Source organism: Rickettsia rickettsii (assembly GCF_001951015.1).
In the GTDB taxonomy this organism is placed as follows: domain Bacteria; phylum Pseudomonadota; class Alphaproteobacteria; order Rickettsiales; family Rickettsiaceae; genus Rickettsia; species Rickettsia rickettsii.
This window is the reverse complement of the sequence record NZ_CP018914.1, coordinates 1,204,365-1,217,071: the sequence shown is the minus strand read 5'-3', so window position 1 is coordinate 1,217,071 and position 12,707 is coordinate 1,204,365. Positions and strand designations below refer to the sequence as shown.

The window sequence follows — 12,707 nt, the reverse complement described above, 5'->3', positions numbered from 1 at the left end:
GGAAAGTTTTATTTTCTGCCAAAATTTTTCATTTCTAAAATCTCATCTACACTACCTATCAGTGCTCGTTTTTTAAGTTCAGTAAATTCATGAAATATATTATTACCAAATTTATTCTTATAATATTCGGGTTCTAGAGTTATAATATCTATTTTAAGATAATTTTTGGTTTTAGGTATTTTAATTATTTTCATAAACCGTTTTATGTTATTATATCACCAATTATTTTTTTTCATCTATTTTACTGAAATCAAATTCAGAGAAAATCCGCAGAGCTTGTATATATTGCATGTCTATATTATCAGGTGCTTTTGCTTCTTTGCATGCAACTTTTATAAATTTATTTAATTGTTCTTCTTGCTCATTAAAATCATTTTTTTTAAATCTGCTAAAAATTTTTTTAATAAAAGTTCTTTCCTATAATTTGCATCATCAATATACGTACTATTATTAATATCTATGCCTGTTTTTAATCTTAGAGAAAGAAGTTCATTGACGAATTCAGCAATTTTAATTTCATGTTCTGTACTATATTGGGAAGAGCTAGCAATTTTCATAGATTGCGGTTTAAAAGATAAATTATTACCTAATTTTAAAATAAAATCTTTTATTTTTGGCCAATCTCTATAATTTGATATATCTAAGGAAATAATTTTGTCTGTGGCGGTACTTAAATTTTGCAGAAAAGTAAAAATCTTTTCTAAGCTCGCTTTTTGTTTTTAAGGTTTAAAATACCCTCTTCCATAGAATATAAGGCTTCTTATAATTTAGCATTAGCTTTTTTCATTTTATAAATAAATATTAATTTTTAATATAATATTAAGGATTAATATTTTGTCAATTATAAACTAATTATCTCTTCCATATCCCTTGGCAACTCACAAGAAAATTCCATAATCTCATTACTAGTCGGATGAGTAAAACTTAAATACCAAGAATGCAGGGCTTGACGTTTAAAATCAATTAATTTTGCTTTTAGTTCAGGGGGAGAATAAGCAATTTTTCGGTCGTTATTGCCGTAAGTTTGGTCGCCGACTACCGAATGCTTTAAATGGCTTAGCTGTACTCTAATTTGGTGAGTTCTACCCGTACTAAGCTTGCACTCCACCATACTAATACTACCTTTATAAAATAATTCTAGAGTCTTATAATGTGTAACGGCTTCTTTGCCGCCATATTTTAATATGGTCATTTTTTGACGATCGCTTCGGCTGCGACCTATATTATTCTTAATGACTCCTTCTAGTGGATTTATTACTCCCCACACTAACACTTTATATTTCCGTATTACCTGCTTTTGTTCTATCTGATTTGCAAGTAGCATATGTGCTTTATTATTTTTAGCAACTACCATCAAGCCCGTAGTGTCTTTATCTAAACGATGTACTATCCCGGGTCTTTCTGATGAGCCGATATCCGATAAGTTTTTTGTATGATGTAATAAAGCATTAACAAGCGTATCGTCATGATGCCCTGCTCCTGGGTGTACCGTCATACCTGCAGCTTTGTTAATTACTATCAAATCATCGTCTTCATATATTATATCAAGTGCTACATTTGCTGCTGCAATTTTTAGCTCTTCAGGTTCTTTAAAAGAAAATAATATAATATCATTCTCCTTGACCAAAACATCAGGATCAGAAATAATTACATCATTAACTAGTACTTGCGAATCTTTAATAGCTTTTTGGATTTGATTCCTTGAAACATTTTCAAGAAGCGATGATAGAGCTTTATCAAGCCTTATGCCATTTAGTTCGTGTGGTACGGAATATTTTAACATATTTTATTTTAAGATAATGAATAATACGCTTAAATGGTTAAGTGCAATCGGTGTTGAATATTATTGCCATGAACATCCACCGCAATTAAAGGTACGTAATAATACTGAACTAACTGAAAAGCCACAAGTAAAACTTATGTCTACAAAAGAAACTGTATTCAATATGAATGATAAAGTTCATGATAATATAACCCTAGCAAGATCTCTTGCCGATAAAGCTAATAATATCGAAGAACTAAAAGAATCTCTACTACATTTTAATGGTTGTGAACTTAAGAAATTTGCTACTAATACGGTTTTCGGTGACGGTAATTTGGAAGCTAAAATTATGTTAATAGGCGAAGCCCCGGGAAGTACCGAAGATTTGAAAGGAATACCTTTTTACGGCGAAAGTGGCAATTTACTTGATAATATGCTACATGCTATCGGAATTTCACGAAAAAATAACGCTTATATTACTAATACGGTATTTTGGCGTCCTCCTGCTAATAGACAGCCGACGTTCGAAGAAGTCGATATTTGTAGACCTTTTGTCGAGAAGCATATTGCTCTTATTAACCCGCAGCTAATTATTCTAGTCGGTAGCACGGCTGCAACTAGCTTACTTGGAAAAAATTCGGGTATTACTAAAATTAGACAAGAATATTATTTTTATACCAATAAATATCTATCCGCTCCTATTCAAACTACGGCAATCTTCCACCCTGCCTATTTACTCCGCCAACCTATGCAAAAACGCACCTCTTGGTATGATTTACTCAAGATTAAGGAGTATTTAGTCAATAATAGACTTCTTGCATAACTTGTACATTAATCTAGTACTAACAGCTTCACGTACTTTTCAAAATAATTTTCTACTGGACAATTAGTCGTATATATGCGACAGTGTAATCATCTCTAGTTAAGCTTAATATGCAAAACACTAAACAAATACAATTTTTATAACAGATATTCTGCTATTAAATGCAGGTAATAAAGATACTCAAGGCAAAGGTATTAAAAAAGCCTTAGAAATAATAGAAGAAGTTTATAAACGAAATTGAGGGTGTTATATGGAAAGTTTACAGATTATTTAAAGGAAAAATTACAACATGAGGAAATATTAGTAGGGTATATTAATGAAGCGTTAGAGTAATATTTCGTGGATCATAATAATGAGCTATAATGGCTGTTTTAAAAGAAGCCATTATAGCAAGAGGAGGTATAGCAAAAATCTCTAAAGAAGCTCATATAAATAGGGAACATATATATAGAGAATATTATCTATTAAACGCTTTAGGCTTGCAGTTGAAAGTAGAAGCATGTGCGTTTTAAATTTTCATTAACCTTGCAAGTTGAGCAAGATATCAAAGAAAATTTTTAAATCCTAATAAATCATAATTCATTTCTAATTTCATTAAATTAGGGTTATATTTACTGATGTATAAAAATAAGGTATATCCATATGACCAATGAAAATAATAATGATTCAGAATTTGCTGAATTAAAAATCAGAGGAAAAATATTTAAATTACCTATACTTAAAGCAAGTATCGGTGAGGATGTAATCGATATAAGTAGGGTATCTGCGGAAGCCGATTGCTTTACTTACGACCCGGGTTTTATGTCTACTGCTTCTTGTCAGTCTACTATCACCTATATAGACGGTGATAAAGGAATCTTGCGGCATCGAGGATATGATATTAAAGACTTAGCTGAGAAAAGTGATTTTTTAGAAGTAGCATATTTACTGATTTATGGGGAACTACCAAGTGGCGAGCAGTATAATAATTTCACTAAACAGGTTGCTCATCATTCATTAGTGAATGAAAGATTACACTATTTATTTCAGACCTTTTGTAGCTCTTCTCATCCTATGGCTATTATGCTTGCGGCTGTCGGTTCTCTTGCGGCATTTTATCCTGATTTATTGAATTTTAAGGAAGCAGATTACGAACTTACCGCTATTAGAATGATTGCTAAGATACCTACCATCGCTGCAATGTCTTATAAATATTCTATAGGACAACCGTTTATTTATCCTGATAATTCGTTAGATTTTACCGAAAATTTTCTGCATATGATGTTTGCAACGCCTTGTACGAAATATACAGTAAATCCAATAATAAAAAATGCTCTTAATAAGATATTTATCCTACATGCCGATCATGAGCAGAATGCTTCTACTTCAACAGTCCGAATTGCCGGCTCATCCGGAGCTAACCCTTTTGCTTGTATTAGCACGGGTATTGCCTCACTTTGGGGACCTGCTCACGGCGGGGCTAATGAAGCGGTAATAAATATGCTTAAAGAAATCGGTAGTTCTGAGTATATTCCTAAATATATAGCTAAAGCTAAGGATAAAAATGATCCATTTAGATTAATGGGTTTTGGTCATCGTGTATATAAAAACTATGACCCGCGTGCCGTAGTACTTAAAGAAACGTGCAAAGAAGTATTAAAGGAACTCGGGCAGCTAGACAACAATCCGCTATTACAAATAGCAATAGAACTTGAAGCTATCGCTCTTAAAGATGAATATTTTATTGAGAGAAAATTATATCCAAATGTTGATTTTTATTCGGGTATTATCTATAAAGCTATGGGTATACCGTCGCAAATGTTCACGGTACTTTTTGCAATAGCAAGAACCGTAGGCTGGATGGCACAATGGAAAGAAATGCACGAAGACCCTGAACAAAAAATCAGCAGACCTAGACAGCTTTACACCGGTTATGTACATAGAGAGTATAAGGGTATTCGGGAGAGGTAAACATTTTCGTCATTGCGAGCGACTGCAAGGAGCATAGCAATCTCAAGAGATTTGATGAGATTGCCACGTCGCTTCGTGCCTCGCAATGACGTTGAAAATATAAATCATATGCATTTTATTGATGAAGTTAAAATATATATAAAAGGTGGGAACGGCGGCAATGGTTGTGTTAGTTTCCATCGTGAGAAATTTATTGACAGAGGCGGACCGGACGGTGGTGATGGTGGACGTGGCGGTAGTGTTATTTTCAGGAGTAATCACCATCTTAATACGCTAGTAAATTATCGATATAAACAGCATTTTACCGCAGAAAACGGCGAAAACGGTAAAGATTCAAATAGAAGCGGTAAATCAGGAAAATCATTAGTTCTTGATGTCCCGATCGGTACTCAAATCTTTTCCGAGGACGGCAATATATTATTTTATGATTTCACTGTGGATGATCAAAGCTTTGAAATAATTAAAGGAGGAAGTGGTGGTCTTGGTAACAGCCATTTCAAATCGTCGGTTAATCAAGCTCCAAGAAAGCGTACGGAAGGAGAAATTGCCGAAGAAATGTGGATTCATTTAAGTTTAAAACTTCTCTCTGATGTTGGGCTTGTGGGGCTTCCAAATGCCGGTAAATCTACTTTTTTATCCGTTGTAACGGCAGCCAAGCCTAAAATTGCCGATTATCCCTTTACTACTTTAGTGCCAAATCTTGGAGTGGTATATGTTGATGACGAAGAGTTTGTCATAGCCGATATTCCTGGTTTAATTGAGGGGGCTCATCAAGGTCACGGACTTGGCGATAAATTCTTAAAGCATATAGAAAGATGTAATGTATTAATACATTTAATAGATGGCTCTAGTAATGATGTAGTTGCAGATTATAATACGGTACGTCTTGAGCTTGAATCATATTCCGATTATCTAAAAAATAAAATCGAAACCATATGTCTTAATAAATGCGATGTTCTCACAGATGAGGAAATACAGGAAAAAATAAATAAGCTGCAGAAAGTTACTAATAAAGAAGTTTTTCCTATCTCTACCTGCACTAATGCTGGAGTAAATAAAATAGTTAAACTTGCTTTAGAGACTATAAAAAATCAGGAGTAATACTACTAGGTATTGCCTGGGTGGATACTGAGGATTGTCATTACGAGGATTCCTGAGATTGCCACGTTCACTAACGTTCGCTTGCAATGACAATGAATAAGCTTTAAATTAAAGTAATACGTTGCTCTTCTGCTTCTAGATATTTCTCTAGCTCTTCCTTAGTATATTTCTTTTCTTTAAGCTTTATTTCGTGATTAAATATATATTGTACAGCTTTATCTTCTAAGGCAGGACCTTTAAGTCCTTCAATTGCTCTAGGATTATTTTTATAAAAATCAAATATCATATTTTCCTGCCCAGGAAAATTACGTGCTTGTTGCATAATAACTTTTCTTAAATCATCAGGCTCTAATTGCAAATTTTTAGATTTTGCATATTCAGCAAGTAATAAGCCTATTCGCACACGGCGTAGGGCTAATTTATTATAATATGCTGTTATTTCTTTAGAGGATTTATCTTTCAATAATGATTCATCTTGTTCATTTTTATCGGTTCCGGACTTTAGAATATTTTTTTCTTGCTCTAATAAAGATTCCGGTACATCAAAATCTAACAATTTTTCTAACTTATCAAATAAGTTCATTTTCATTATAGTATTAATAGCTTCTTCCGACTCATTTTCTATTTGTTTAGTAAAATGTGTACGCAATTCTTCAAGGCTATTACTTTGGAATTTTTTAGCAAATTCGTCATCGATAACGGTAGGTTCTGCAGTATGTACTGCTTTAATTTGTACTACAAAACGAGCATCCTTACCTGCTAAATCTTTAGCATGGTAATTTTCAGGAAAAGTAACATTAACATCTACTTTACTACCTGTTTTAGAACCTATTAATTGTTTCTCAAAACCGGGAATAAGTGCATTACTACCTATTATTACCTTAAAATCATTTAATTTACCGTCCTCAAAAGTTTTCTCCTTGATGTACCCGATTGCATCAATAGTAACCTGATCTCCGTCTTTTATTTTTGCTTTACTTTCTTTAGTATAATTTTTTGTTAATGCAGCAAGTTTTTCTAGTTGTTCTTCAACATCTTTAGAGTTTACTTCTAATTTTGGACGATCTAGTGAGATTTTTTTTAAATCCGGAATAGTAATTTTAGGTAATAGCTCTATTTTTACGGTAAATTCTAAAGCTTTATCGGATTCGTTTTGTAATTCTTCAATTTTGGGTCTACCGATTATATTTAGATTATGCTCTTTAATAATGTGATTTACTGAATGGTTAATTCTTCTTTCTATTATATCATTCCTGACGGAAGTACCGTATTTTTTCTTAACAATTGAAACTGGTACTTTACCGGCTCTAAAACCTGGTATTTTAACTTTTTTGGTTAAATCAAGTAATTCTTTTTGAATATCGTCATCTATCTCACTTAAAGGAGTAGAAATTCTTGCATGAAAATCCAATCCTTCGTTTTTTAATACGGTAATTCCCATTTTAATAATCCATTAATTCTGTATATAGTTTGCTAATCAAAATAAACTAAAGAGCTGCAATATGCAATAGTTTTTGTAAAATCCCATTAGGATTAGGCATTGCTAACTGTGAGTTTCGCAGAACTCACCTTTGCTGGCATATAGTCGTCTATTTTTGCAATCACTAACTATTTCGCGTTAGCACTTAACAGCAATTGAGCCATTTCCATAGCAGTAAGCTCCTACTTCTTATAATTTTCAAGGGCTTTAATAATTTTGGATATATCAAATATCTTATCGGTATTATTAATATAACAATATTTAGCCCGATTTCCCTTTTTTATTGTATTAATGTTCGGTTCGATGTTTGATATAGTAAGTAATAACCTTAATTTGTGTCTATAACTCATTATGATAATTTTTTTCTGCTACTTTATTCTTAGTGCTAAGTAATCGTTTGCCGTTGCTTGTTTGTACTTTTCGTTTTGTTTCATCAGGATAAGTATTAAGCAATCCATGTAGGCTATTTGAGCATTACTAAATTCTTTTCCTGGATGAGCTTTAAGGAACTCAATAACTGCATTTTTACGGTCAAGTTTTTTATTATAATATACCTCATTATAATTAACCGCTCTATTAGTATTATTAACATAACAATATTTAGTCAAAAGCCCTTTTTTTATTATCTTAATGTTCGGTTTTATTTTTTGTATAGCGTTCAATAGCTTTCATTGCTATAAATCATGATAATAATTTTTCTCTTTCTTACTTTGCTTTTAGCATTAAGTAATCGTTTATCATTGCTTGCTTTCTCTTTTTTCTTTGCTTCTTCAGGATAAGTATCAACTAGCTAGGTTGCTATTTTAGAAGCAGTAAACTCTTTGCCGGAATGAGTTTTTAAGAGTTTAATAATTGCAGTTTTGCGGTCAAAAAAAGACATATTCGGTAATTATATTAAGTTAAAATTTAGACATTGCTAAATTAAAGATGGATATTGTCATGAGCTAAGCGACTAGCCGTAGTCGATTTTGTAGAAGTACTTTTTTCTTTTTTGTTATTGCTCGTTTGTGCTTTATCTGAGTTAACTTTAAAAGCGCAATAATTACAGCCTTGTATTGAAATTTTGCAGCAAAAACAAATTATAAATTCTTCAAAGTAAACAAATTAATTATATAGAAATAAAAAATTAATATTATAGTGGTATAAAAATACAACTATTTTTTAAATTATATAAAGATAAGGTATTTATGGGGTAACCCTTTATTTTTTAAAAAGAATTTAAAGGGTTATATCCTACTTTTTTAGAGTATATTGCAATAAACTAGATGATTTAGGAGCAAAAGCAAGTAAATAAATTGGGTATAAGATTTGTGGTATTGTTAACCAAAGATAGATATCGTTATGAGCTAAATAACTGAAAGTGTTGTTACGTGGAGGCCAAATCGTCATTGCTAGGCGCGAAGCGACGTGGCAATCCAAAAAAATAATTAAAAAAATTCTGATTTACAGAATTTTTTACTGAATTGCTTCGTCGAATTACTACGTAATTCTTCTCGCAATGACGGAAAACCAATCCACTCAACAATGCCACGCAGGAATTAAGAGCATTTTTTATTAGACTGCTTAGTCAATTACTATTTAAGCGTACTTCTTCGTTTAGTTCTTTAGCAGAAGATAATTCTATATCAAGTTCGGCAAATATCTGCACTAAAGCTACAGATAAATCATTGATCATTTTGTCGGTATGGGCAGGGGTTGGGATGATGCGGAGGCGTTCCGTACCTCTCGGCACGGTTGGAAAATTGATATGTTGAACGTAAATACCGTATTCATTAAGGAGCATATTTGAGGCTTTCGCCGTTTTAATCGGATCACCAATAATTATCGGCACTATATGACTTTCATTTTTCAAATACGGTATATTAAAACGTTCAAAAGAATTTTTAAGTTTTGTAACTACTTCTTGATGTTTTATTCGTTCTTCATTCGATTCTTTAAGATGTCTAATACTATGCGTTGCAGCGGTAGAAATTACCGGCGGCAATGAAGTAGTGAAAATAAACCCTGGAGCGGTTAGTCTTATAGCGTCAACTAAATTATGATTGCTAGTGATATAACCGCCGATAGTACCATATGCTTTGGCAAGTGTCCCTTGAATAATATCGATTTGATCACTACAATTAAGAAGCTCGGCAATACCGCCACCCCGTTTACCGTATAAACCGACCGTATGAACTTCATCGATAAAGGTTAAAGCATTATATTTTTTGGCTAAGTTGATTATATCTTTGATAGGTGAGAAAAAACCGTCCATAGAGTAAGCCGATTCAAAAACAACAATTTTCGGTCTATTAATATCGACTGATTGTAAAAGCTCTTCTAGATGCTTAACATCTAAATGTTTATATATATATTTCTCGGCTCTTGAACTTGTAATCCCTGCAATTATTGATGCATGATTTAACTCATCGGAGAAAAATACTATATCTGGCATGATTTTAGCAAGACTTGCAAGCGTTGTATCATTTGCAACAAAACCGGATGTAAAAACTAAAGCTGCTTGCTTTTTGTGTAAATTTGCAAGTTCTTTTTCAAGCCCAAGAATGGCAATATTATTACCGCCGATATTGCGAGTTCCACCTGATCCAACACCGTATTTTATCAAGGCATCTATAGAAGCGTGCATTACTTTTGCATGTTTACTCATACCCAAATAGTCATTAATGCACCACATAACTATTTGTTTATTAGCGTGTTCTGCAAAAGGAAAATTATCGGCTTGTCTTTTTAAGGCCTTAAATTCTCGATATCTTCCTTCGCTTTTGATCTTATCTATATGTTTGCTAAATATAATATCGTAATAAGACATTTTCTCGATGTCATTCCCGCGTAGGCGGGAATCCAATTTTATTAATTATAAAATTCTATAATCAGATATTTTGAATGTTCTTTCTAGATTCCCGCCTACTCGGGAATGACATCGAACAGAACAATACTTCCAAACTCACGTTTGCAGCTATTCTACATTAAAATTAAAAAAGTTTAAAGTTATAATATGGCTTTTTGTACAATATCGTTTAATCTCTTTGAAAATGCACCTGTATCAGCAACCGGTTCACCTTCTAAAATACAGGCTTGATCAAATATTAGATTAACCAATTCTTCATTATTTTTATTATTTGCTTTTAAGTCGTTAAAGATTTTCTCTATGATTTTATTTTTAGGGTTTAACTCTAGATTTTTAGCTGAGGCATTAGCTATTTGTTTCTGTTCAATCAAAAATCTCTCCATACGAATATCCATAGCAGCGTCGCTAACGGCAAGACAAGCAGGACTTGAAGTAAGTTTTTTAGAGATCTTAACTTCTTTTACCAACTCCCCCAGTGTCTCTTTAAAATAATCTGTTAGCAATTTATATTCATCATCGGATTTTTTACTATCTGTATTTTTTGCCTCAGATTGTGAAGTAGTTTGCTCTACATCGATATCGCTTCTTGTCGCTGATTTAATAGCATGTTCTTTATATTTGCTATTAACATTTACCCAAAAATCATCCACTGTATCGGTAAAAAGTAATACATCGATTTTTTTACTTAACAACCCTTCGATTTGTGGGCTTGAAAGTAATTTATCGGGGTTATCACCGCTTAAATAATATATAGTACTCTGCCCTTCTTTAAAATTCGCTATATATTCGTCAAGGCTGATCATTTTATTATGCAAGGCACTTCTGAATATGCATACCTCTAATAATTTTTCATGGTTGGTAGTAGCCTCACATAAACCCTCTTTTAAAGCACCGCCGAAATTAGCCCAAAACTTATTATATTCTTCAGGTGATTCCTCTTTCTTTTTTCTAAGCTCGCCAAGCACTCTTTTTGTAATAGCATTTTTGATTTTCTCAAGCACGCTATTATGCTGCAGTGATTCACGGCTAATATTTAGTGGTAAATCTTCTGAATCAACCACGCCTCGTAAAAATCTTAAATATGACGGGATTAAATCTATATTCTCATCAGATATAAATACTCTTTTTATATATAATTTTACTCGCCTTTTGCGATCAGGGTGGAATAAATCAAATGTTTTGCTTGATGGAATGAAAAGTAGGTTAGTAAATTCTATAGCTCCCTCGTTTTTATTATGCATAGTTATCCAAGGGTCATCAATGGCATAAGATAGACTTTTGTAGAATTCTTTATATTGTTCTTCCGTAATTTCCGATTTCGGTCTTGTCCATAATGCAGAAGCTGAATTAAGCTGGATTTCATTATTACCAGCTTCATCAAAGAAATATATTGGTACTGCTATGTGATCGGAATAGCTTTTAACGATGTGTTTTAATCTAAAATGATCAAGGAATGTATCTTCTTCCTTTTTGATATGTAAAATGATTTCCGTGCCTCTTGTGAACTCTTTATCTGAATCTGAGACAGTATATTCACCAAGCCCGTCTGATTCCCAAATATGGACTTTATCTTCCCCAGCTTTTCTTGAGGTTACAGTCACTTTATCGGCTACCATAAAGCTTGAATAAAATCCAACACCAAATTGACCGATTAGCATATTGTCTTTTTTAGAATCACCGGATAGGCTTTTAAGAAAATTTGCCGTACCCGATCTTGCAATAGTACCGAGATTTTCAATTAAATCGTCTTTATTCATGCCGATGCCGTTATCACGGATAATGATTTGTCCGTTATCTTTATCGACTTTAACCGTAATTTTAAAATTGCTATCGCCGGCTACTAATTCACTATTACTTTGAGATAAATAACGTAATTTATCACAAGCATCCGAAGCATTGGAAATTAACTCCCTCATAAAAATCTCTTTATTACTATAAAGAGAGTGAATCATTAAATTTAAAATCTTGCCAACCTCGGCATCAAATTTCTTTTTTTCTTGTATCATAATTATTCCAGTTAATAAATTATTTTTTCGTCATATGACTGCTTATGTCATTCCTGCGAAAGCAGGAATCTAGAAAATAATAAATATAAACTGGATTCCCGCATAGGCGGGAATGACATTGGAAGTCTAGCAACAACTGCACCTTATTTAATATAGGAATTAATAATCAAATTTAAATAGTCTTCGTTAATATTTTTTATCAATATCGTTTTTAAGCTATGAGTATGACCTTTAATAATTTCGATATTACTACGTGATAATTTCCATTCTTTTGCTAAATAATTTATGATTTCTGCATTCGCTTTACCTTGTTCCGGTATTGCTTTTATAGATAATTTTAGATATTGGATATTATTAATAATTACAAAATTGCTAATTAGATTTTGTTTAGAATTAGGCTTTACTTTAAAACTAAGTAAAGCCTGATGTGAAGAAGAATTGTAATTGTAGAATTTATCCATGAATATTTTTTATCATATTTGCTTATTATATAAAAAAAGAATCCTTGAAAAACTTTGCTTAAACTGATATAATGCTTACCATGAATGTTTAGCACCCTTAGCTCAGCTGGATAGAGCAACAGATTTCTAATCTGTGGGTCAGAGGTTCGAATCCTTTAGGGTGCGCCATTCTGCATTTCTCGGTATTTCTAAAAACGTATCAAACCGCAGATGCAGCATAAAATCAAGCTTTTGACCGTTTAACTGAATATTAATTGTCTTTCACCAAGTCTCTAA

The 12,707-nt window shown here is 32.5% G+C and carries 12 protein-coding genes and 1 tRNA gene; 5 read left to right on the top strand and 8 right to left on the bottom strand.

Annotated elements, in window-relative coordinates; genetic code table 11:
- Positions 1–8: 8 nt before the first annotated feature.
- The 3 genes from BTU51_RS07360 to BTU51_RS07350 all read right to left on the bottom strand — a co-directional run bounded on the left by BTU51_RS07360 (position 9) and on the right by BTU51_RS07350 (position 1,783).
- Entirely contained in the window at positions 9–194 is a 186-nt protein-coding gene (locus tag BTU51_RS07360) for a hypothetical protein (protein ID WP_012151419.1), read from the bottom strand.
- A 150-nt stretch (positions 195–344) separates the two neighbouring features.
- Positions 345–557: a hypothetical protein gene (locus BTU51_RS07355; RefSeq protein ID WP_012151418.1), complete on the bottom strand. Its 213-nt coding sequence runs from the start codon at positions 555–557 to the stop codon at positions 345–347.
- Between the two features lie 284 nt (positions 558–841).
- Positions 842–1,783, bottom strand: a complete 942-nt coding sequence (locus BTU51_RS07350; protein WP_012262635.1) for an RluA family pseudouridine synthase — start codon at positions 1,781–1,783, stop codon at positions 842–844.
- Positions 1,784–1,799: 16 nt separating this feature from the next.
- Between BTU51_RS07350 and BTU51_RS07345 the strand changes: the two genes are divergently transcribed.
- The 4 genes from BTU51_RS07345 (at position 1,800) to obgE (ending at position 5,636) form a co-directional block, all read left to right on the top strand.
- Positions 1,800–2,585: a uracil-DNA glycosylase gene (locus tag BTU51_RS07345; RefSeq protein ID WP_012151416.1), complete on the top strand. Its 786-nt coding sequence runs from the start codon at positions 1,800–1,802 to the stop codon at positions 2,583–2,585.
- 362 nt (positions 2,586–2,947) lie between these two features.
- Positions 2,948–3,097: a transcriptional regulator gene (locus tag BTU51_RS07340; RefSeq protein ID WP_012151415.1), complete on the top strand. Its 150-nt coding sequence runs from the start codon at positions 2,948–2,950 to the stop codon at positions 3,095–3,097.
- A gap of 130 nt (positions 3,098–3,227) precedes the next feature.
- On the top strand, positions 3,228–4,535 hold the full coding sequence (locus tag BTU51_RS07335) for a citrate synthase (protein ID WP_012262633.1): 1,308 nt from the start codon (positions 3,228–3,230) through the stop codon (positions 4,533–4,535).
- A 108-nt stretch (positions 4,536–4,643) separates the two neighbouring features.
- A complete protein-coding gene (obgE, locus tag BTU51_RS07330; protein WP_012737046.1) occupies positions 4,644–5,636 on the top strand; it encodes a GTPase ObgE in 993 nt (330 codons plus the stop codon).
- 103 nt (positions 5,637–5,739) lie between these two features.
- Here obgE and tig read toward each other — a convergent pair whose 3' ends face one another.
- The 5 genes from tig to BTU51_RS07305 form a co-directional block, all read right to left on the bottom strand.
- A complete protein-coding gene (gene tig / locus BTU51_RS07325; RefSeq protein WP_012151412.1) occupies positions 5,740–7,077 on the bottom strand; it encodes a trigger factor in 1,338 nt (445 codons plus the stop codon).
- A 407-nt stretch (positions 7,078–7,484) separates the two neighbouring features.
- Positions 7,485–7,778 (bottom strand): hypothetical protein, encoded by a 294-nt coding sequence (locus tag BTU51_RS07320; protein ID WP_012151411.1) that lies wholly within the window; start codon positions 7,776–7,778, stop codon positions 7,485–7,487.
- 905 nt (positions 7,779–8,683) lie between these two features.
- The gene (gene hemA / locus BTU51_RS07315; protein ID WP_014362432.1) at positions 8,684–9,925 is read right to left on the bottom strand and encodes a 5-aminolevulinate synthase; all 1,242 of its coding nucleotides are present in this window, start codon (positions 9,923–9,925) and stop codon (positions 8,684–8,686) included.
- 179 nt (positions 9,926–10,104) lie between these two features.
- Positions 10,105–11,970 carry a molecular chaperone HtpG gene (gene htpG, locus BTU51_RS07310; protein WP_012151409.1) on the bottom strand — a complete coding sequence of 622 codons (1,866 nt, stop codon included), beginning with the start codon at positions 11,968–11,970 and terminating at the stop codon, positions 10,105–10,107.
- A gap of 143 nt (positions 11,971–12,113) precedes the next feature.
- A complete protein-coding gene (locus tag BTU51_RS07305; protein ID WP_012262629.1) occupies positions 12,114–12,431 on the bottom strand; it encodes an A1G_07140 family DUF167 domain protein in 318 nt (105 codons plus the stop codon).
- A gap of 91 nt (positions 12,432–12,522) precedes the next feature.
- Between BTU51_RS07305 and BTU51_RS07300 the strand changes: the two genes are divergently transcribed.
- Positions 12,523–12,599 (top strand) — tRNA-Arg (locus BTU51_RS07300).
- Positions 12,600–12,707: the final 108 nt, after the last annotated feature.

Coding starts and splice junctions, on each gene's coding strand:
- BTU51_RS07360 (WP_012151419.1), bottom strand. CDS start 194: ATGAAAATAATTAAAATACCTAAAACCAAAAATTATCTTAAAATAGAT.
- BTU51_RS07355 (WP_012151418.1), bottom strand. CDS start 557: ATGAAAATTGCTAGCTCTTCCCAATATAGTACAGAACATGAAATTAAA.
- BTU51_RS07350 (WP_012262635.1), bottom strand. CDS start 1,783: ATGTTAAAATATTCCGTACCACACGAACTAAATGGCATAAGGCTTGAT.
- BTU51_RS07345 (WP_012151416.1), top strand. CDS start 1,800: ATGAATAATACGCTTAAATGGTTAAGTGCAATCGGTGTTGAATATTAT.
- BTU51_RS07340 (WP_012151415.1), top strand. CDS start 2,948: ATGGCTGTTTTAAAAGAAGCCATTATAGCAAGAGGAGGTATAGCAAAA.
- BTU51_RS07335 (WP_012262633.1), top strand. CDS start 3,228: ATGACCAATGAAAATAATAATGATTCAGAATTTGCTGAATTAAAAATC.
- obgE (WP_012737046.1), top strand. CDS start 4,644: ATGCATTTTATTGATGAAGTTAAAATATATATAAAAGGTGGGAACGGC.
- tig (WP_012151412.1), bottom strand. CDS start 7,077: ATGGGAATTACCGTATTAAAAAACGAAGGATTGGATTTTCATGCAAGA.
- hemA (WP_014362432.1), bottom strand. CDS start 9,925: ATGTCTTATTACGATATTATATTTAGCAAACATATAGATAAGATCAAA.
- htpG (WP_012151409.1), bottom strand. CDS start 11,970: ATGATACAAGAAAAAAAGAAATTTGATGCCGAGGTTGGCAAGATTTTA.
- BTU51_RS07305 (WP_012262629.1), bottom strand. CDS start 12,431: ATGGATAAATTCTACAATTACAATTCTTCTTCACATCAGGCTTTACTT.